Origin of the sequence: Curtobacterium sp. L1-20 (assembly GCF_048755855.1) — a bacterium.
Taxonomy (GTDB): Bacteria; Actinomycetota; Actinomycetes; order Actinomycetales; family Microbacteriaceae; genus Curtobacterium.
In genome coordinates this window covers 2675862-2693986 of the sequence record NZ_CP151473.1, presented here as the reverse complement: position 1 = coordinate 2693986, position 18125 = coordinate 2675862, and the positions used below count along the sequence as shown (strand labels likewise).

Genomic DNA, 18125 nt, shown 5'->3' with positions numbered 1-18125 from the left:
GCGGGTCGCGGGCGCGGCCCCGGTGCCGGTACCGTGGTCGGATGCCGATCAGCAGCGACTCCGGGTCATCCGCCCAGGCTTCCTCGACCGTGACCGTGACGAGCGGGCCCGAGGTCCTCGGTTGGCTGGAGTTCGGCGACGCCGCCCGCCTGCTCGCCAAGGACGTCCTGTCCTCCGGCTTCGAGCCCGAGGTCGTCGTGGCGGTCGCCCGCGGCGGGCTCATCATCGCCGGCGCCGTGGCCTACGCCCTCGGCACCAAGGAGTGCGGCTCGATCAACGTCGAGTTCTACACCGACGTCGAGCAGCGCCTCGAGGAGCCCGTCATCCTCTCGCCCGCGCTCGACGCGCCGAGCCTCGCCGGCAAGCGCGTGCTCGTCGTGGACGACGTGTCCGACTCCGGCCGGACGCTCCGCCTGGTGGTGGACATCATCAAGAACGCCGGTGGCGACGTCCGCAGCGCCTGCCTCTACTCGAAGCCCGGCACCGTGCTCGAGCCCGACCACGTCTGGCGCCGCGTCGACGGGTGGATCACCTTCCCGTGGAGCGCGCTGGCCCCGGTGACGGCCGAGTCGTGAGCATCCACCTCGTCGGCGGCGGACCCTTCGCCGCCTCGGACGCCGCCGCGCCCTTCCTCGCCGAGGCCACGGCACGCTCCGCCGCCGTCGGCCGGACCGTGCCCCGTGTCGGCCTGCTCTCCGTCGCCGGCCCCTCCGGCTCGAGCCCGGGTGCGACCGCGGACATCGCCGAGGTGCTCGGCGGCGCTCGTCAGGCCGAGGTGCTCGTGACCGAGATCGCCCCGGGGCAGGAGTTCAGCACCACCGTCCTGAGCGACGTCGACGCCCTCGTGGTCGCCGGCGGCGTCACGCCGGACTACCTCGCCGCCGTCGCCCCGCTCGTCGACCAGATCCGTCTGCTCGTCTCCGACGGCCTGCCCTACCTCGGGTACTCCGCCGGCGCGATGATCGCCGCCGACCGTGCGCTCGTCGGCGGATGGCGCATCGGCGGCGTCGAGGTCTGCCCCGAGGACGCGTCCGAGGGGCTGGACGAGGTCGAGCTCCGCGAGGGCCTCGGACTCGTCGACCTGACGATCGACGTGCACGCCGTGCAGGCCGGCACGCTGGCCCGACTCGTCGCGAGCGCCGAGGCCGAGTTCGTCACCGCGGGTCTGGCGATCGACGAGGACACGACGCTCGTCGTGGGCGAGGGTGCACTCGAGGTCCGCGGCACCGGCAGCGTCTGGCGGGTCGTCGCCGGCGACGAGTCGGTGTCCGTCGCCACCATGGGCGCGTAGGACCGACGACCGTGCAGCCGCGCCCGCTCGCCGACCTGGTCGACCCGGGGTGGGCCCGGGCGCTCGCCCCCGTCGAGGACGACGTCCACCGGATGGGGTCCTGGCTCCGCGACGAGGTCGCGGCCGGCCGGCCCTACCTGCCGGCGGGGAACCACGTGCTCCGTGCCTTCGCGGACCCGTTCGACGAGGTGAAGGTGCTCGTCGTCGGGCAGGACCCGTACCCGACACCGGGGCACCCGATCGGGCTGTCCTTCGCCGTCGACCCGCACGTGCGGCCGGTCCCGCGCAGCCTGGCGAACGTGTACAAGGAGCTCGAGTCCGACCTCGGCGTGACGCCGCCGGTGCACGGGGACCTGCGACCGTGGTCGGCGCAGGGTGTCCTGCTGCTCAACCGCGTGCTCACCGTCCGCGCCGGCGACGCGGGCAGCCACCGCGGGAAGGGCTGGGAGGCGGTCACCGAACAGGCCGTCCGGGCACTCGTCGAGCGCCGGACCCCCCTGGTCGCGGTGCTCTGGGGCGCGCAGGCCGCGTCCGTGCGACCGCTCCTCGGCGACACCCCGGTGGTGGCGTCCGCACACCCGAGCCCGCTCAGCGCCTCGCGCGGGTTCTTCGGCAGCCGCCCGTTCTCGCAGGTGAACGAGCTGCTCGTCGAGCAGGGGGCCGACCCCGTGGACTGGGCACTCCCGACGCAGCCGCCCGCGGCATAGGCTCGGACCGTGCTCGAGGAGGAATACCAGCGTCGGCGGGTCCTGCCGCGACACCTCCGTGCACCGGTGCCGGCGGAGGCCGCGTTCACCTACACGATCCGCGCCGCCGAGCCCGGGGACCTGCCCGACGTCCGCGAGATCCACACGCACTACGTCCGCAACTCCTCGGTGACCTTCGACCCGTCGGCCTTCACCTTCGCCGCGTGGAAGCGCCGGTACGACGACATCCGGAAGCGCAAGCTGCCGTTCCTGGTCGCCGTGAACCCGTCCGGGCAGGTGCTCGGGTACGCGCTCGTCGACGCCTGGAACCCGCGGGACCGCTCGAACCGGGTGGTCGAGGACTCGATCTACCTCGGCGCGGCGTCCGGCGGCAAGGGGCTCGGGCGCGCCCTGATGGAGGCGCTCCTCGACGAGTGCCGCTCGGCCGGGGTGCGCGAGGTCGTCGCGGTCATCGCCGACCGGCAGGCCGAGGCGTCGATCCGCCTGCACGAACGGCTCGGCTTCGAGGAGGTCGGCCGGATGGGCAAGGTCGGCTACAAGTACGACCGCTGGCTCGGGACGGTCACCATGCGGCTGCGGCTGCGCGGGCCGAGGCTCTTCGCGCGCCGCTAGGCGCACCTGTCCGCCTGCCTGCGCCGAGCCGGCCGTGTTCCACGCTCGTCGTCAGGGACGGGCGTTCCCGCCCGCTCGGCGTGGCGCACGCGGCGCGTCCTGCCCGCTGGCGCCGGGGTGCGGACGCACGCGGCGCCGGACGGGAGGCGCGGGTCGTCCCCGCCCCGCGCCTCCCGTCCGTCTCCGGGCCCCCTCGATCCCACGCGCCGAACGGGCCGTCCTGCCCGCTCGCGCCGGCGGCGCGGACCGCCCGTCAGGCGGACGGCGCCTCGGCGATGAACTCGTCCCGCGTCACCCGCACCAGTTCGCCGGCCGCTGCCGCCGCCGCGGCACCGTCCCCGGCGACGAGCGCCCGCCCGACCGCCTCGTGCCGAGCTGCCGCGTCCAGCGTCCAGCGGGTGATCGTGTCCCGCGACTCGGACGTGCGGGTCCGCAGCAGCGCCTCGACGGTGCCGGCGAAGTGCGCGAAGACCGCGTTGCCCGAGGCCTCGAGCAGCGCGCGGTGGAACCGCACGTCGGCCTCGAGGTAGGCGCGGCTGTCCTGACGTCCACAGGCGTCGAGCATCGCCTGCGCCGCGTCGAGCACTGCGGACGCGCCCGGGGTGCCGGCGGCGAGCGAGGCGGCGACGGGCTCGACGCCGAGCCGCAGTTCGAGCAGTTCCCGCTGCTGGGCGAAGTAGGACGGTGAACTGCCGCGCCACCGGATGACCGTCGGAGCGAGGAGTTCCCACGAGCCGATGCCGAGCACCTGTGTTCCGACGCGCTGCCGCGGTTCGACCAGCCCGAGCGACTGGAGGACCCGCAGCGCCTCGCGGACGACCGACCGCGACACGCCGAACTCGTCCGCGACGAGCTCCGGTCGCAGGACGGTGCCCGGGGTGAGCTGGCCGTCGACGATCCGTCGTCCGACCGTGTCGAGCACGTGGGCGTGCAGTCCGCGTCCGGTCGGCATCGTTCCTCCATGCAGTACGCGTCACGCGGTCGCCGTGACGTGCTCCCCATCGAATCGGCAGACTGCCGGGGAGGGCGGATGCCGCGCGGCGGATCGTCATATGATCTGATTAATCAGATTATTACCGGTCGGCGCGCTCGGCGCCGGCCGCTCTCGACACCAAGGCGACGGAGCCGCGCGGCAGCGGCTCCAGGAAGGGGCACCGATGCCTCACGCTCTCCACGCGACGACCCACGCGGCTCCGGTCCTCGCGGCCGGCGGCGGTACGACCGAGACGGTCGACCCGTCCGGACCCGTGGCCCAGCTCGTCGTCGCGGCCCTCATCGGCATCGTGGTGATCATCGTCCTGATCACCTGGCTCAAGGTGCACCCGTTCATCGCCCTGACGATCGGCGCGCTCGGCGTCGGCATCGGGGCGGGCCTCGCCCCGGACGCCGCGGTGACGAGCTTCGGGAACGGCTTCGGGGCGACGATGACGAGCGTCGGCATCCTGGTCGGACTCGGCTCGATGTTCGGCAAGATGCTCGTCGACTCCGGTGCCGCCGACCGCGTGGTCGACACCCTCGTCCGGAAGTCCTCGGCGGCGGCCCTGCCGTGGACGATGGCCCTCATCGGTGCGCTCATCGGCCTGCCGATGTTCTTCGAGGTCGGCCTGGTGCTGCTCATCCCGATCATCGTCCTCGTCGCGAAGCGCAGCGACGTCCCGATCATGAAGATCGCCGTACCCGCCCTGGTCGGTCTGTCGACCATGCACGCGTTCGTGCCGCCGCACCCCGGCCCGCTCGTCGCGATCTCCACGGTCGGGGCGAACCTCGGCACCACCCTCGCCTTCGGCATCGTGCTCGCCGTCCCCGTCATCGTCCTGGCCGGGCCGGTCTTCGCCCGCTTCGCGGCGCGCTGGGTCGACATCCCCGCGCCGGACCTCTTCGGCTCGCGCGGCGGCAGCGGCTCCGGTCCGCAGGACCCCGCGCACGAGGGCCGGGAGGCACGGCGTGGCTCCGCCACGCAGGACACCGCCTCCCTGCCCCACGGCAAGAGCGACTTCACCCGCGTCATCAGCGAACCGCGCAGCCCGTCGTTCGCGGTCGCGCTCGTCGGCATCCTCCTGCCCGTCGTGCTCATGCTCGCCCAGGCGGTCCGCGAGGCGACGGTGCCCGACGCTTCCGGCTCCTGGGTCAGCCTGCTCGACTTCCTCGGCTCGCCGATGATCGCGATCGGCATCGCGGCGGTCTACGCGATGGTCTTCTTCGCGATCGGCGGCGGCATGGACCGGGCGGCCGTCTCGAGGTCCCTCGAGAGCGCACTCCCGCCGGTCGCGGGCGTGCTGCTCATCGTCGGCGCCGGCGGTGGGTTCAAGCAGGTGCTCATCGACACCGGGATCGGCGGGGTCATCGCCGACGCCGTGAAGGACTCCGGCATCTCGGTGCTCCTCGTGGCCTGGGTCGTCTCGGCACTCGTCCGCGTGGCCACCGGTTCGGCCACGGTCGCGACCGTCACCGCGGCGGGCATCATGGCACCCATCGCGCACGACCTGTCGTCGCCGGTGACCTCGCTGCTGGTCCTCGCGATCGGCGCCGGGTCCGTCTTCCTGTCGCACGTCAACGACGCCGGGTTCTGGCTGGTGAAGGGCTACCTCAACACCACGGTCGGGCAGACCTTCAAGACGTGGACGGTGCTCGAGTGCCTGATCTCGGTCTTCGGGCTCGCCGGGGTCCTCATCGCCGGGATCTTCATCCGATGAGCGGCACGGATCAGCTCGACGCCCGCGTCCTCGTCGTGATGGGCGTCTCCGGGTCGGGGAAGTCGACCGTGGCCGCGATGGTCGCCGAGCAGCTCGGGTGGGACTTCGCCGAGGGCGACACGATGCACCCGCAGGCCAACGTCGACAAGATGCACGCCGGCACGCCGCTGACCGACGAGGACCGCTGGCCGTGGCTCGACGTCATCGCCACCTGGATCCGTGCGCACCTCGACGCCGGCACCCCCGGCGTCGTGACGTGCTCGGCGCTCAAGCGGTCGTACCGGGACGTGCTGCGTGCGCCCGGCGTGGTGTTCGTGCACGTCGCCGGGGACGGCGCACTCATCGAGGACCGGATGACCCAGCGGTCGGGGCACTTCATGCCGACGTCGCTCCTGGCCTCGCAGCTCGCGACCCTCGAGCCGCCCCAGGCGGACGAGGCGCACGTGACGATCGCGGCGGACCGCACCCCGCAGGAGGAGAGCGCCGAGGTCGTCGCGCGGCTCGCGCTCGGACCGGCTACCGCTCGGTGACGCGCCCTGCCTCGACGTGCCACTGGCGGTCGAGGCGGACCGTCTCGAGCATCCGTCGGTCGTGGGTGACGAGCAGGAGGGTGCCGTCGTAGGAGTCCAACGCCTGCTCGAGCTGCTCGATCGCCGCCAGGTCGAGGTGGTTCGTCGGTTCGTCGAGCACGAGGACGTTCACGCCCCGGGCCTGCAGCAGTGCGAGGCCCGCGCGGGTGCGCTCGCCGGGCGACAGCGCTCCCGCCGGTCGGCCGACGTGGTCCGCCTTGAGCCCGAACTTCGCGAGGAGGGTGCGGACGTCGGCGGTCGTGTACTCGGGCACGACGGCCTCGAACGCGTCGGCGAGTGGCCGGTCGCCGGTGAACGCCGCTCGTGCCTGGTCGATCTCGCCGACCGCGACGCTCGATCCGAGCGACGCCGTGCCGGTCGTGGGGGCCTGCGTGCCGAGCAGTGCCCGCAGGAGGGTGGACTTGCCGGCGCCGTTCGGACCCGTGATCCCGATCCGGTCGCCGCCGTCGACCTGCAGGGACACCGGCCCGAGCGTGAAGTCACCCTGGGTGAACGTGGCGTCGGCCAGCGTCGCGACCACGGCGGAGGACCGCGGTGCGCTGCCGATCGTGAACTCGAGCTGCCACTCCTTGCGCGGTTCGTCGACCTCGTCGAGCCGAGCGATGCGGGACTCCATCTGCCGCACCTTCTGCGCCTGCTTCTCGCTCGACTCGCTCGCGGCCTTGCGGCGGATCTTGTCGTTGTCCGGCGCCTTCTTCATGGCGTTGCGCACGCCTTGGCTCGACCACTCCCGCTGCGTGCGGGCGCGTGCGACGAGGTCCGCCTTCGTCGCGGCGAACTCGTCGTACGCGTCACGCTTGTGCTGCCGGGCGATCTCGCGTTCCTCGAGGTAGGCGTCGTAGCCGCCGCCGAACAGTCGGTTGGAGGACTGCGCGAGGTCGAGTTCGAGGACGGCGGTCACCGAGCGTGCCAGGAACTCGCGGTCGTGGCTGACGAGCACGACCCCACCGCGCAGACCGCGGACGAACCCCTCGAGCCGGTCGAGGCCGTCGAGGTCGAGGTCGTTCGTCGGCTCGTCGAGCAGGACCACGTCGAACCGTGACAGCAGGAGGGCCGCGAGGCCGACGCGTGCGGCCTGGCCGCCGGACAGGGACGTCATGAGCGACTCGGGTCCGACGCCGTCGTCGTCCGTGCCGATGGCGAGCCCGAGATCGGCGAGCACGACGGGGATGCGCTCGTCGAGGTCGGCGGCACCCGATGCCAGCCACCGGTCCAGCGCCACCGAGTAGACGTCACCGGCGGCGTCCCCGGCTCCCGGTTCGCCGAGGGCGGCGGCAGCGGTGTCCATCGCGGCGGTGGCATCGGCGCAGCCGGTCCGACGACCGATGTACGCGGCGACCGACTCACCCGCGATGCGCTCGTGCTCCTGCGGCAGCCAGCCGACGAAGGCGTCCGTCGGGGCGAGGGACACGGTGCCGGCCAGTGGTTCGTCCACCCCGGCGAGCAGCCGGAGCAGGGTGGACTTGCCGGCGCCGTTCACCCCGACGACGCCGATCACGTCACCCGGTGCGACGGTGAGGTCGAGGGAGTCGAACAGCGTGCGAGCGGCGTACCCGCCGGCGAGGCCCTTGGCGACGAGCGTGGCGGTCATCCGCCCATCGTCCCACGCCGGGGGCGCCGGTCAGGCCAGCGGGATCGACCGGTCGAAGGTCCGCGTGACCGGCGGTCCGGCCACGACGTCGCCGAGGGCCGCAGCGCCCTCGGGGGTGGCGCGCCAGGCGACGTAGGCGTCGTGGTCGGCCGAGCTCGCCCAGCGTTCGACGACGACCACACGGGTCGCATCGGCGTCGTCGACGATCACCTCGAGGGACTCGTTCCCCGGGAAGTCCGCGGTCTGGGCGAGCGTCTCGCGGATCGCCGCCTCGACGGTCTCGGTCGGCAGGTCGGCTCGGAGCTGGACCTCGAGCAGGACGGTCATCGACATGGTGCACCTTTCGTCGTCGGTCTCCGAGTCAACCGCAGGACCCGCTGCCGTGTTCCGCATCGGGCCGCGGACGACCCGGCAGACTGGCCCGATGGACCCGTGCCCGTTCTGCCGCATCATCGCCGGGGACGCCCCGGCCACCTGGGTCGAGCGCGAGGAGCACGCGGTGGCGTTCGCGCCGCTGCCCGGATCGTCGCTGGCACCGGGACACACGCTCGTCGTGCCGGTCGAGCACGCCGACGACCTGCTGCGCATCGGACCGGTACCACTGGCCGCGACCGTCGCCCTGGCGCAGCGGGTGGCCCGGGCGATGCGGGGCGCGCTCGGCGCCAGCGGCACGGTGCTGTTGCAGGCCTCCGGCGCGGACGCCGGGCAGAGCGTCCGGCACCTGCACGTCCACGTCGTCCCGTGCTGGCCGGACGACGGCACCGTGCACTGGCCGGAGCGCCCGTCGGCGCACGTGTTCGTCGGCGACCCGCACGCGGCGCTCGCCGAGATGTTCGACTGATCGCTCGCCGGTGGAACCGATCCGACGACGAGGCGACGGGGTCGTCGCTCGGTGGGACCTCACCGCACGATGCGGAAGCGGACGGGGTCGCCGGGACGCAGCTGCGCGGCCCGGTCCACCGCGTCCGGGGTGAGCACCGCGACGACCGGGTAGCCGCCGGTGACCGGGTGGTCGGCGAGGAAGAGCACCGGGTGCCCCTCCGGTGGCACCTGCAGGGACCCCGTCTCGACGCCCTCGCTCGGCAGCTCCCGGTGCACTGCACGGACGAGCGCCTCTGCGGCGGTCGTCCGGACGCCGACGCGGTCGCTGTCCGGCGTGACGTGGTGGACCTGCCCGGTCAGGGCCGTGCGCCATCCCGGGTCGAACCAGTCGTCGCGCGGACCCGGGACCACGTCCAGCACCACCGGGACGCCAGGACTGGTCGGGGACGGCGGCGCCACCGCGTCCACGACCGGCCAGCCCTCAGCGGCGTTCCCGACGGGCAGGACGTCACCGTCGGACACCGGTGGAGGGCCGAGCCGGGCGAGCGAGTCCCAGGAGCGGCTGCCGAGCACCGGCTCGACGGCGAAGCCGCCGCGGACCGCGACGTAGGCACGCAGCCCGGAGGTGGGGCGGCCGAGACGCAGCACGTCGCCGGGTGCCAGCGTCAGGACGGCGTGCGGAGCCGCGCCGCGGGTCCGCCCGTCGGCGGCGGTGACCTCGACGGGGCAGGGTGCGCCGGTCACCGCGGCGACCACGTGCCGGTCCGTCCGGAGCGTGACGGAGCCGAGCAGAGCCTCCAGGACGGCCGCGTCAGGGCGGTTGCCCACCATGCGGTTGGCGAGCGCTGCGGACCCGCGGTCGGCGGCACCGGCCGCGCCGAGGCCGGTGTCGCTGAAGCCGGGCCGGCCGAGGTCCTGCAACGAGGTCCCCGGGCCGACCTGCAGCACGGTCAGGGTGCTCATGCCGGGCTCGCGTCGACGAACCGGATGCGCGTGCCGGCAGGAGCGAGGGCCGGGGGGTCGCGGTCGAGGGACCACATCGCCACCTCGGTGCGACCGATGAGCTGCCAGCCACCCGGGGACGACCGCGGGTAGACGGCGCTGAACTCCCCGGCGAGGGCGACCGCACCGCTCGGCACGACCGTGCGCGACGTCGGGCGGCGCGGCAGGTCGAGGGCCGGCGCCGTGCCGGTGAGGTAGCTGAAGCCGGGAGCGAAGCCGCAGAACGCGCTGGTCCAGACCTGGCCGGTGTGCCACGCGACGAGGTCCGCGCGCTGCAGGCCGGACAGCCGTGCGACCTCGTCGAGGTCCGGGCCGTCGTAGGTCACGGGGATCACGAGCGGGGCCTCGGTGCCGGCGGCGATCACCGGCAGGGGGTGGACCCGGGCGAGTTCCGTGCCGAGCCGTGTGGCGTCGGTACGCGCCGGGTCGAAGCGGATCAGCAGCGTCCGCGCGCCGGACACGACCTCGGAGACGCCCGGGACCCCCGCACCGGTCAGGCCTGCGTGGAAGGCGACGACCGCGTCGAGGGAGTCGAACGTCGCCAGCAGCGCGGTACGCCCGGCTGGACGCAGGTCGGGGGTCACGGCGCAGGCGTGGCGCGAGGCGCGAACGGTGCCGTCGTCACCCCGCGGGCGGTCAGGGTCGCCCGGATCGCCCGCGCCATCGCGACGGCGTCCGGCGAGTCTCCGTGCACGCAGACCGAGTCGGCCCGCACCGGGACCTCCGATCCGTCGATCGCGGTGACGACCCCGTCGGTCACCATGCGCAGCACCCGCGCGGCGACGGCGTCCGGGTCGTGCAGCACCGCGCCCGGCCTGCTGCGGGACACGAGTGAGCCGTCCGGTTCGTAGGCGCGGTCGGCGAAGACCTCCCGGACCGCCCGGAGACCGTGCCGCTCCGCCGCGAGCAGCAACTCCGAGCCGGGGAGGGCGAGCACCGCGAGGGCCGGGTCGACGTCCGCGACCGCACGGGTCACCGCCTCCGCCTGGACCGGGTCCGCGCAGGCGGTGTTGTAGAGCGCACCGTGGGGCTTGACGTACGTGACCGCCGTGCCGGCGACGCTGGCGGTGGCGACGAGGGCGCCGAGCTGGTGCACGACGTCGGCGTACAGCTCGTCCGGGGTGACGTGCACCGGGCGGCGCCCGAAGCCGGCGAGGTCGCGGTACGCCACGTGCGCGCCGACGGCGACGCCCCGCTCGGCTGCGACGCGGCAGGTGTCGAGCATGATCGTCGGGTCGCCGGCGTGGAAGCCGCAGGCGACGTTGGCGGAGGAGACGAGGTCGAGCATCGCCCGGTCGTCGCCCATGCTCCAGGCGCCGAAGCCCTCACCGAGGTCGCTGTTCAGGTCGATCGTCGTCACACCGCCAACCTATCCGGACGTCGTCGCACGCCCGCGCACGCCCGCGCGGCCTCGACCCCGTATCCTGCGGCAGTGGAAGCGACACAGCCCTCCGGCACGACGAAGCGCCGGGTGGAACTCCGGATCACCCGACCACCGTTCACCTGGTTCGCGCGGCCGACCGTCACCATCGACGGCGTCGGGCACCCGGCGCAGTGGGGGAGCGGCACGTGGGCCGTCCCCGACGCGGGCGGCACGGTGATCAGCGTGTACCTCTACAACCGCGTGTGGCGGTTCGGCGCCGCCGAGCACACCGTCGGTGGGCCCGGCACCGACGACCGCTTGGTGTACCGGGCGGGCGTGCTGCCGTTCGGCGGCGGACGCCTGGTCGCGTCCGCGACGTGACCCGACGACGGACGGGAGGCACGGTGCGTCGCCGCCCCGTGCCTCCCGTCCGTCAGTGCGCAGCCACCCGCACCCCGTCACCCGCGCCGCCGCGGGACGGTGACGCGGAGCGCGCCGCTACGCGTTCGCGCCGGACCCGTCGCTGCCCTCGGTCGACTGGTCGTCGCTCTCCGACGATCCGCTGCCGTCCGTGACGCCCTCGATCCCGATCTTGGCGGGGAAGTCCGCCGCGGGCACCGAGCCGCCGCCGATGATGTTCGCCGCACGGCGGTGCTGGCTGATGGTGAAGCCGGAGTCGCCCGTGCTGGGCTTGACGAGGAACGGCACCCACCCGGTCGTGCTCTCACCGGAGGAGATGTAGCCGTCGTCGGTCAGGCCGGTGAAGCCCTTCTCGGCGAGGGCCGTCTTCACGTCGGGGCTCGAGTACCGGTCGACCTTGTCGCCGTCGGCGGTGAGGAGCTGGAGGTCGCTCGGCGACCATCCCGACGTGTAGACGCTGCCGGCGTCCGCCTTGATGTGCACGGCGACGATGTGCCCGGTCTCGTAGTCGACCGCGGCGGGCAGCGGGAAGTTCGTGATGATCTGGTCGACCGTCACGGTGTTCTTCGTCACGGGGTCGGTGCTCTTCGCGGAGGCCTTCTTCGGCGTCGCGCCCTCCTTCGCGGCGCTCACCGCGGCGTCGGCGCCGGTGTTCGTGAGCAGCGGCGCGGTGAGCGTCCGCTCCTTGTACTTCTTGCCGGAGTCGTAGTCGGTGTGCGCGGCGCGCTTCCACGTCAGCTCGGCGGACTTCGCCGTGTCGAGCAGCTGGAGCGCCACCCAGCCGGTCTTGGTCGAGCCGGCCGAGACGTAGCTCGGGAAGGCGGCGTAGCCCTGGGCCTCCATCGCGGCCTCGAGCCCGCCGGCGTAGAGGTTCGACGAGGTGGTGTCCTGGTCGTCGGTGAGGCCGAAGTCCGTGGTCGAGACGGAGGAGCCGTCCTCCGGCACGGTCACCTTGAGCTGCACGAGCACGACGTCCCCCTGGGACGACTTGAGCGACGTGACGTTGTCGGTCTTGAGCTTCGTCGAGACCTTCTTGACCTGGACGCGGTCGCCGATCTGCGTGTCGGTGAGGGTGACCCCCACCTGCTTCTCCGTGTCCTTCGTGAGGTCGATCTTGACGGCCGAGCCGCTGACCGGCTTGGCGTCGCCGCCGGACTTCCCCTCCGCCGCACCGCCTCCGCCGCCACCACCGCTGCAGGCGGTGAGGGCGAGGCCGAGGACGACGGCGGTGGTCGCGGACATGGCAATGGTCTTGAGTTGCACGGTTCCCCCTGGATGCGCCACCCCAACGGTGGTCGTTCCGGACCATTCTGCCCGAACCCACAGGCTTCGTCCGCATCCCGCCCGGCCCGTACCCCGCCGGGCCGGCACCCGTAGCGTGGCGGCATGACAACAACCGTCCTCGTCGCCGGCGCCACCGGAGACCTCGGCGGACGCATCGTCCGTGCGCTCCGGCAGCACGACACCAGCGTCCGCGTCCTCACCCGCCCCCACGGCAGCCCGGCCGCCGACCGACTGGCCGCCGAGGACGGTGTCGAGGTGGTCCGCGCCGACTACGGGGACCACGCGGCGCTGACCCGGGCGCTCGACGGTGTCGAGGTCGTGGTCTCCGCGGTGAGCGGCACCCGCCCGGTGATCGTCGACGCCCAGCGGGCCCTGCTCGCGGCCGCGGTCGACGCCGGCGTCGAGCGGTTCGTGCCGTCCGACTACGCCGCCGACTACCGGTCGATCACCCCGGGGACGAACCGCAACTTCGAGCTGCGCCGCGAGTTCGCCGCCGCCGTGGACGCGGCACCGATCCGTGCCACGTCGGTCCTCAACGGCGCGTTCACGGACATGCTCACCGGGCAGGCGCCGCTCGTCCTGTTCGACCGGCAGCGCGTGCTGTTCTGGTCGTCCGCCGACCAGGTGCTCGACTTCACCACGAAGGACGACGTCGCCCGCACGACCGCGTTCGTCGCCCTCGACCCGGCGGCGCCGCGTGTCGTCGAGGTCGCCGGGGACCGGGTGACCTCGCGCAGCATCGCCGCGACGATGTCCCGGTTGACGGGCACGCCGTTCCGCCTGCAGTGGGCGGGCACCGCGGGGACCCTCTCGGCGATGGCGCGGGTGGGGCGTCGGCTGTCGAAGGCAGGGGACGACGAGCCGTTCCCCGCGTGGCAGGGCATGCAGTACTTCGTCAGCATGTTCAGCGGCGAGGCCGAGCTGCACCACGTGGACAACGACCGGTACGGGGTGCTGCCGTGGACGTCCGTCGAGGACGTCCTCGCGGCACACGTCGGAAGGCGGGACTGAGCCCGGCGCGCGACGGGACTGAGCCCGGCGCGCGACGGGACCGAGCCCGGCGCGCGACGGGACCGAGCTCGGCCCGCGACGGGACCGGCCGAGCACTCGGCCCGTCAGCCGGTCGGACCGTCCGCACCCGGCACGGCCACGATCCGGTTCTGGTACGCCCACACCACGGCCTGCAGCCGCGACCGCACCCCGAGCTTCGGCAGCATCCGCGCGAGGTGCGACTTCACCGTGGAGACCTCGACGACGAGCGCCGCGGCGATCTCCTCGTTCGACATCCCCTGCGCGAGCAGCATGAGCACGTCGCGTTCGCGCGCCGTCAGCACGCCGTCGACGCGGTCGCCCGTGACCGGCTGCAGGCTCCGCCGCGACACGAACTCGCGCAGGACCCGCCGGGTCAGGGACTGGTCGATGGTGCCGTTCCCGGCGGCGACCTGACGGACGGCGTCGACGATGACGTCCGGCTCGGCGTCCTTCAGGAGGAACCCGGACGCGCCGGCCTCGAGTGCCCCGAACACCAGGTCGTCCAGGTCGAACGTCGTCAGCATCAACACCGGGACCGCCGGGTCGGCGTCGGGGGCGCACAGCTCCCGTGCGACCTCGATGCCGTTCCGCACCGGCATGCGGATGTCGAGGCACGCCACGTCCGGCCGGGTACGGCGCGCAATGGCGAGCGCCTCGCCGCCGTCGGCGGCGACCCCGACCACCTCGATGTCCGGCTCGGCTGCCAGGAGGGCGGACACCCCGGCTCGGACCAGCGGCTGGTCGTCGGCCACCAACACGCGGATCACTCGGCGACCCCCGGTCCGGCGGGCGTCGCGTCGGACGCGGGGCGCGCCTCCCGGTCGACGACCAGGGTCACCACCCAGCCACCGGTCGCGGTGGCACCGGTCTGGAGGCGCGCCCCGACCAGGTCCGCCCGCTCGCGCATACCGCGGATCCCGTTCCCACCCGCGGGGCTCGTGCCCTGGGACGGGACGGTCGCGGGCCCGTTCTCGACGCGGATCTCGAGGGCGTCCGGCGACCGGTCGTCGAGGACGACCGTGCAGGACGCGCCGGGCGCGTGCAGGGCGACGTTGGCGAGTGCCTCCTGCACCGTGCGGTAGGCCGCGAGCTGGGTGAGCGGCCCGACGCCCTCCGCCAGCGGGTGGTCGCCGGCACGGACGTCGAGGTCGACGGCCGTGCGGGCGCGGGCGCGCTCCACGAGGTCGACGATGCCGGCGACGGTCTCCACCGCACGCTCGGCCGGCGCGTCGTCGCGGAGCAGGCCGACCAGGCGGCGCAGGTCCTCGAGGACGGCGGTGCTCTGCTCGCGCACCTGGCGGACCCCCTCGTGCGCGCTCGCCGGGTCGGTGTCGATCTGACGGTCGATGACGGCGGACATCAGGGCGATCCCGGACAGGTGGTGGGCGGCGATGTCGTGGAGCTCCCGGGCCATGGCGGCGCGTTCACGGGAGACGGCCGCGTCGACACGGGCGTCGTGCTCGCGGACCGCGGCCGACGCCTCGGACGTGCGCGCCGCGGCCTCGGACGAGCGGGCTGCTGCTTCGGCGTCCCGTGCTGCGCGGACGTCCCGGCGGGACCGGACGACGAGGGCGACGACGAGGGGGAGGCCGACGGCGCCGACGGCCTGCAGCACGCCCTGGCCGGCGGACGCCGGGACGCCCTGGGCGGCACCCGCGCGGAGCGCCCCGCTGAGGGCTGCCCACGCGGTCCCGGACCCTGCGGCGACGAGCACGGCCGTACCGACCAGTGCCGGCCAGAGCCGAGGGAGCGGCAGGCGCAGCGTGCCGAGCACGACGGAGACGACGACGGGCAGGGCGGTGAGGCCGAAGAGGCTGCTCGGTGCGAGCGCGGCCACCAGGACCGGGATCGCTGCGACGACGACCATCGATGCCCGCGGAGCGCGGCGTGCGGCGAGGAGCACCACGGACTGCGCGAGGACCCCTGCGGCGAGGACGTTCCACGCCAGCCCACCGAGCGCGGGCCACACGGCGCCCGCGCTGCCGGCGTCCGGGTCGGCGGCGTCGAGTGGCGGGAGGGCCAGCATCAGCCCGAGGGTGACGACCGCCGTGAGGACGGCGGTGCGGATATCGGAGCGGCGGTGCGCCCGGGCGGTGGCCCCGGCGTCGCGGGGACCGGTCGCGTCGCGCGGGTCAGCGGGTGCCATCGTTCGATCCTACGAGGGGTGCGGAGGCGGTCGGCGTCCCGTGCGCGGCCGGGGTCGTTGACGACCGGCCGGGGTACCCGAGGCGGCCACGGGTCGCGATCAGCAGCACGGCGGCCGCGACCGTGGAGACGATTGCCAGGCCGTGCATCATCGTGCCGGCGGTCATCCCCGGGTACATGTCGGCCCAGAGCGTCGAGATCGTGTTGTTCACACCGACGTGGAGCAGCATCACGACCGGCAGGCTCTCGCCGGTGCGGTTGAACACCCACGTGATGACGACGTTGAAGGTGATCGTGAAGAGCGCGAACACGAGCGGCTCCGTCCAGTGCGCGTCCGGCCACCCGCCCCAGTCGGACAGGTACAGCGGCATGTGCCAGAGCGCCCACAGCGGACCGAGCACGACCGCGGCGCCGAGCGGGCCGAACCGTTCCTGCAGACGGGGCAGCGCGAAGTCCCGCCAGCCGGGCTCCTCGGACAGACCCGTGGTGAACAGCTGCACGACGAGCCCGGGGACCAGGGCGACGAAGGCCAGCAGCGACGGTGCCTGCACCTGGCCGCCGGCGAACGGCAGACCGGTGACGACGATGAGTGCCGGCACCCCGACGAGCGCCAGGGCGTACCAGTACCAGGCCACCCGCCACCGCCAGAGTCGCCCGACCCACCGGCGGACCCGGCCGGCCGTCGGCGACGGCGGTGACGAGGAACGCGCCGCCGAGCGGCCCGAGGAGCGCCCCGGGCAGCACACCGGTGAACTGCGCCGACCCGAGGAACTCGGGGAAGTGCAGGTCCCAGACGCCGAGGCCGTGCGGGGACAGGATGTAGGGGATCCACGCCAGCCAGCTGAGGCCCAGGGCGAGGACGGCGAACGCGGTCAGCGGGTGCCGCGAGACGACCCCGCGGAGCCCGGTCCGCCGGGCGGTGTCGGTGCCGGCGTGACGCCGGTCTTCGGTGGTGGTGGTCATGGGTACGACGCTAGGAAGCCGCGCGGCGCGGGACGACCGGCGAACGGACGCACCTGCCGGGGATCCTCCGAAGGATGCAGGTCGACCGTCGAGGCCGCCGTCGCCGTCGTCGTCGCCGCATAGGCTCGGGGCGTGTTCGAACTCCACCACCTCGCCGCGCAGGAACTCTGGGACTGGATCCGACGCGGGGACGCCACCGCACTCGAGGTGACCGAGCACTACCTCGCACGCATCGACCGGCTCGACCCGGCACTCGGTGCCTTCGTGACGGTCACGGCCGACGCTGCGCGGGACCGGGCCGAGCACCTCGGGGACCGCGTGCCGACGTCGCGACCGTTGTGGGGCCTCCCGTCCGCCGACAAGGACCTGTACGACCGCGCCGGGGTCCCCACGCGGAGCGGCACCGCGTCGCTGCCGCTCGCGCCCGCGGGTGCGGACCACCCGCTCGTGGCCGCGCTCGATGCGGCCGGGGCCGTCAGTCTCGGCAAGACGGCCTCGCCCGAGTTCGGCATGTCCTCGTCGTCGGAGACGCGCTTCGGCGTGACGCGGAACCCGTACGACACCTCGCGGGCGCCGGGCGGCTCGTCGAGCGGTGCGGCGGTCGCGGTGGCCGCGGGGTTGCTGCCCGCCGCGGTGGGGTCGGACGGCGGGGGATCGGTGCGGATCCCGGCGGCGGCGAACGGCCTGGTCGGGCTGAAGCCGAGCCGGGGCCGGGTGCCGGCGATGCCCGGGCGGTCGGGTGTCGGCGGGCTCTCCGTCGCCGGACCGATCACGCGGAACGTCGCCGACGCCGGCATGCTGCTCGACGCCCTCGTGGCACCCACCGGGCTGCCGGAACCGCGTCCGTACGCCCTCGTCACGCCGGAGGTCGGCGACGGCCCCTTCACCGCCGCGGCCGTCCGCGGCGAAGGACGGTTCGTCGTGGGTCTCCTGGACGGTTCGCCGTGGGACGACACCGTCGACGTCGTCGTCGACCCGGCCGCCCGCGACGCCGTCGACACGGCGGTGCGGGTGCTCGGCGAGGTCGGGCACGGCGTGGAGGACGTGGCGATGCCCCGCGCCCCCTACGCCGACGCCTTCCGCGTCGCGTGGGAGAGCTCTGCGGCGCGGCTCCCGCTGGTGCCCGGTATCGACCTGTCGGCCCTGACCCCGCTGGTGTCGTGGCTGGTGTCGCGCGGGCGCGCGTTGACCGGCGCGCAGGTCCTCGACGCGATGACCGCGCTGGACATGTTCTCCGCCGCCCTCATCGGGACGTTCGACCGCTTCGACGCCGTCCTCACGCCGACGCTGGCGCTGACCCCGCGGCCGCTCGGCTGGTACGGCGACGACCCGGAGGAGGACTTCCGCCGCCAGTGCGCGTACTCGCCGTGGACGTCGATGGCGAACGTGGCCGGGCTGCCGGCGATCACGCTGCCGGTCGGCGTCACCGCCGAGGGACACCCCGACGGCGCCGGGCTGCCGATGGGTGTGCAGCTCATCGGGCGTCCGGGTGGGGAGCGGGTCCTGCTCGCGATCGGCGCACAGCTCGAGCGGCGGCTGCGGTGGCAGCGGCGGCACCCGCCGATGTGGTGAGCCGGGGCGGCTGAGCGCAGCGCGACTGATCGAGCCGG

The 18125-nt window shown here is 74.0% G+C and carries 20 protein-coding genes; 10 read left to right on the top strand and 10 right to left on the bottom strand.

What is annotated here, in order from left to right:
• Positions 1-41: 41 nt before the first annotated feature.
• The 4 genes from AAEP86_RS14180 to AAEP86_RS14165 are packed head-to-tail and all read left to right on the top strand — an operon-like array spanning position 42 to position 2610.
• The gene (locus AAEP86_RS14180) at positions 42-575 is read left to right on the top strand and encodes a phosphoribosyltransferase (RefSeq protein ID WP_420367955.1); all 534 of its coding nucleotides are present in this window, start codon (positions 42-44) and stop codon (positions 573-575) included.
• Positions 572-1291 (top strand): Type 1 glutamine amidotransferase-like domain-containing protein, encoded by a 720-nt coding sequence (locus AAEP86_RS14175; protein ID WP_420367954.1) that lies wholly within the window; start codon positions 572-574, stop codon positions 1289-1291. The genes AAEP86_RS14180 and AAEP86_RS14175 overlap by 4 nt, the downstream gene beginning before the upstream one ends.
• An 11-nt stretch (positions 1292-1302) precedes the next feature.
• Positions 1303-1998 (top strand): uracil-DNA glycosylase, encoded by a 696-nt coding sequence (locus AAEP86_RS14170; protein WP_420367953.1) that lies wholly within the window; start codon positions 1303-1305, stop codon positions 1996-1998.
• A gap of 9 nt (positions 1999-2007) precedes the next feature.
• Positions 2008-2610 carry a GNAT family N-acetyltransferase gene (locus tag AAEP86_RS14165; RefSeq protein WP_420367952.1) on the top strand — a complete coding sequence of 201 codons (603 nt, stop codon included), beginning with the start codon at positions 2008-2010 and terminating at the stop codon, positions 2608-2610.
• A gap of 253 nt (positions 2611-2863) precedes the next feature.
• Here AAEP86_RS14165 and AAEP86_RS14160 read toward each other — a convergent pair whose 3' ends face one another.
• Complete coding sequence (locus tag AAEP86_RS14160) at positions 2864-3562, bottom strand: FadR/GntR family transcriptional regulator (protein WP_420367951.1); 699 nt, start codon at positions 3560-3562, stop codon at positions 2864-2866.
• Positions 3563-3767: 205 nt separating this feature from the next.
• Here AAEP86_RS14160 and AAEP86_RS14155 point away from each other — a divergent pair, with 205 nt between their 5' ends.
• A complete protein-coding gene (locus tag AAEP86_RS14155) occupies positions 3768-5303 on the top strand; it encodes a GntP family permease (protein WP_420367950.1) in 1536 nt (511 codons plus the stop codon).
• Complete coding sequence (locus AAEP86_RS14150; protein WP_420367949.1) at positions 5300-5833, top strand: gluconokinase; 534 nt, start codon at positions 5300-5302, stop codon at positions 5831-5833. The genes AAEP86_RS14155 and AAEP86_RS14150 overlap by 4 nt, the downstream gene beginning before the upstream one ends.
• Here the strand turns inward: AAEP86_RS14150 and AAEP86_RS14145 are convergent.
• Together AAEP86_RS14145 and AAEP86_RS14140 are read right to left on the bottom strand one after the other, a co-directional pair.
• A complete protein-coding gene (locus AAEP86_RS14145; protein ID WP_420367948.1) occupies positions 5820-7484 on the bottom strand; it encodes an ABC-F family ATP-binding cassette domain-containing protein in 1665 nt (554 codons plus the stop codon). The genes AAEP86_RS14150 and AAEP86_RS14145 overlap by 14 nt on opposite strands.
• 30 nt (positions 7485-7514) lie before the next feature.
• Positions 7515-7817, bottom strand: coding sequence for a putative quinol monooxygenase (locus AAEP86_RS14140; protein ID WP_420367947.1), 303 nt, complete (start codon positions 7815-7817; stop codon positions 7515-7517).
• A 91-nt stretch (positions 7818-7908) separates the two neighbouring features.
• Here AAEP86_RS14140 and AAEP86_RS14135 point away from each other — a divergent pair, with 91 nt between their 5' ends.
• Positions 7909-8325, top strand: coding sequence for an HIT family protein (locus AAEP86_RS14135; RefSeq protein ID WP_420367946.1), 417 nt, complete (start codon positions 7909-7911; stop codon positions 8323-8325).
• Positions 8326-8384: 59 nt separating this feature from the next.
• Here AAEP86_RS14135 and AAEP86_RS14130 read toward each other — a convergent pair whose 3' ends face one another.
• From AAEP86_RS14130 to AAEP86_RS14120, 3 genes are read right to left on the bottom strand one after another with little or no spacing between them, the layout of a single operon-like run.
• The gene (locus tag AAEP86_RS14130; protein WP_420367945.1) at positions 8385-9269 is read right to left on the bottom strand and encodes a biotin-dependent carboxyltransferase family protein; all 885 of its coding nucleotides are present in this window, start codon (positions 9267-9269) and stop codon (positions 8385-8387) included.
• Positions 9266-9892 carry a 5-oxoprolinase subunit B family protein gene (locus tag AAEP86_RS14125; RefSeq protein ID WP_420367944.1) on the bottom strand — a complete coding sequence of 209 codons (627 nt, stop codon included), beginning with the start codon at positions 9890-9892 and terminating at the stop codon, positions 9266-9268. The genes AAEP86_RS14130 and AAEP86_RS14125 overlap by 4 nt, the downstream gene beginning before the upstream one ends.
• Positions 9889-10668, bottom strand: a complete 780-nt coding sequence (locus AAEP86_RS14120) for a LamB/YcsF family protein (RefSeq protein ID WP_420367943.1) — start codon at positions 10666-10668, stop codon at positions 9889-9891. The genes AAEP86_RS14125 and AAEP86_RS14120 overlap by 4 nt, the downstream gene beginning before the upstream one ends.
• 72 nt (positions 10669-10740) lie before the next feature.
• Here AAEP86_RS14120 and AAEP86_RS14115 point away from each other — a divergent pair, with 72 nt between their 5' ends.
• Entirely contained in the window at positions 10741-11052 is a 312-nt protein-coding gene (locus AAEP86_RS14115; protein ID WP_420367942.1) for a hypothetical protein, read from the top strand.
• Between the two features lie 117 nt (positions 11053-11169).
• Here AAEP86_RS14115 and AAEP86_RS14110 read toward each other — a convergent pair whose 3' ends face one another.
• A complete protein-coding gene (locus tag AAEP86_RS14110; RefSeq protein ID WP_420367941.1) occupies positions 11170-12333 on the bottom strand; it encodes a hypothetical protein in 1164 nt (387 codons plus the stop codon).
• Between the two features lie 144 nt (positions 12334-12477).
• Between AAEP86_RS14110 and AAEP86_RS14105 the strand changes: the two genes are divergently transcribed.
• The gene (locus AAEP86_RS14105) at positions 12478-13386 is read left to right on the top strand and encodes an NmrA family NAD(P)-binding protein (protein ID WP_420367940.1); all 909 of its coding nucleotides are present in this window, start codon (positions 12478-12480) and stop codon (positions 13384-13386) included.
• 104 nt (positions 13387-13490) lie between these two features.
• Here the strand turns inward: AAEP86_RS14105 and AAEP86_RS14100 are convergent, their stop codons facing one another.
• The 3 genes from AAEP86_RS14100 to AAEP86_RS14090 are packed head-to-tail and all read right to left on the bottom strand — an operon-like array spanning position 13491 to position 16187.
• Positions 13491-14174: a response regulator gene (locus AAEP86_RS14100; RefSeq protein WP_420367939.1), complete on the bottom strand. Its 684-nt coding sequence runs from the start codon at positions 14172-14174 to the stop codon at positions 13491-13493.
• Positions 14171-15553, bottom strand: coding sequence for a sensor histidine kinase (locus tag AAEP86_RS14095; RefSeq protein WP_420367938.1), 1383 nt, complete (start codon positions 15551-15553; stop codon positions 14171-14173). The genes AAEP86_RS14100 and AAEP86_RS14095 overlap by 4 nt, the downstream gene beginning before the upstream one ends.
• Complete coding sequence (locus tag AAEP86_RS14090; protein WP_420367937.1) at positions 15540-16187, bottom strand: type II CAAX prenyl endopeptidase Rce1 family protein; 648 nt, start codon at positions 16185-16187, stop codon at positions 15540-15542. Before AAEP86_RS14090 ends, AAEP86_RS14095 begins: the two co-directional genes overlap by 14 nt.
• Before the next feature lie 460 nt (positions 16188-16647).
• On the opposite strand from AAEP86_RS14090, the gene AAEP86_RS14085 reads away from it, so the two are divergent.
• Complete coding sequence (locus AAEP86_RS14085; RefSeq protein WP_420367936.1) at positions 16648-18087, top strand: amidase; 1440 nt, start codon at positions 16648-16650, stop codon at positions 18085-18087.
• Positions 18088-18125: the final 38 nt, after the last annotated feature.

What these genes read in the sequence shown, in the direction of transcription:
- AAEP86_RS14180 (WP_420367955.1), top strand. Translation starts at nt 42, where the DNA reads ATGCCGATCAGCAGCGACTCCGGGTCATCCGCCCAGGCTTCCTCGACC.
- AAEP86_RS14160 (WP_420367951.1), bottom strand. Translation starts at nt 3,562, where the DNA reads ATGCCGACCGGACGCGGACTGCACGCCCACGTGCTCGACACGGTCGGA.
- AAEP86_RS14155 (WP_420367950.1), top strand. Translation starts at nt 3,768, where the DNA reads ATGCCTCACGCTCTCCACGCGACGACCCACGCGGCTCCGGTCCTCGCG.
- AAEP86_RS14150 (WP_420367949.1), top strand. Translation starts at nt 5,300, where the DNA reads ATGAGCGGCACGGATCAGCTCGACGCCCGCGTCCTCGTCGTGATGGGC.
- AAEP86_RS14145 (WP_420367948.1), bottom strand. Translation starts at nt 7,484, where the DNA reads ATGACCGCCACGCTCGTCGCCAAGGGCCTCGCCGGCGGGTACGCCGCT.
- AAEP86_RS14140 (WP_420367947.1), bottom strand. Translation starts at nt 7,817, where the DNA reads ATGTCGATGACCGTCCTGCTCGAGGTCCAGCTCCGAGCCGACCTGCCG.
- AAEP86_RS14135 (WP_420367946.1), top strand. Translation starts at nt 7,909, where the DNA reads ATGGACCCGTGCCCGTTCTGCCGCATCATCGCCGGGGACGCCCCGGCC.
- AAEP86_RS14130 (WP_420367945.1), bottom strand. Translation starts at nt 9,269, where the DNA reads ATGAGCACCCTGACCGTGCTGCAGGTCGGCCCGGGGACCTCGTTGCAG.
- AAEP86_RS14110 (WP_420367941.1), bottom strand. Translation starts at nt 12,333, where the DNA reads ATGTCCGCGACCACCGCCGTCGTCCTCGGCCTCGCCCTCACCGCCTGC.
- AAEP86_RS14105 (WP_420367940.1), top strand. Translation starts at nt 12,478, where the DNA reads ATGACAACAACCGTCCTCGTCGCCGGCGCCACCGGAGACCTCGGCGGA.
- AAEP86_RS14095 (WP_420367938.1), bottom strand. Translation starts at nt 15,553, where the DNA reads ATGGCACCCGCTGACCCGCGCGACGCGACCGGTCCCCGCGACGCCGGG.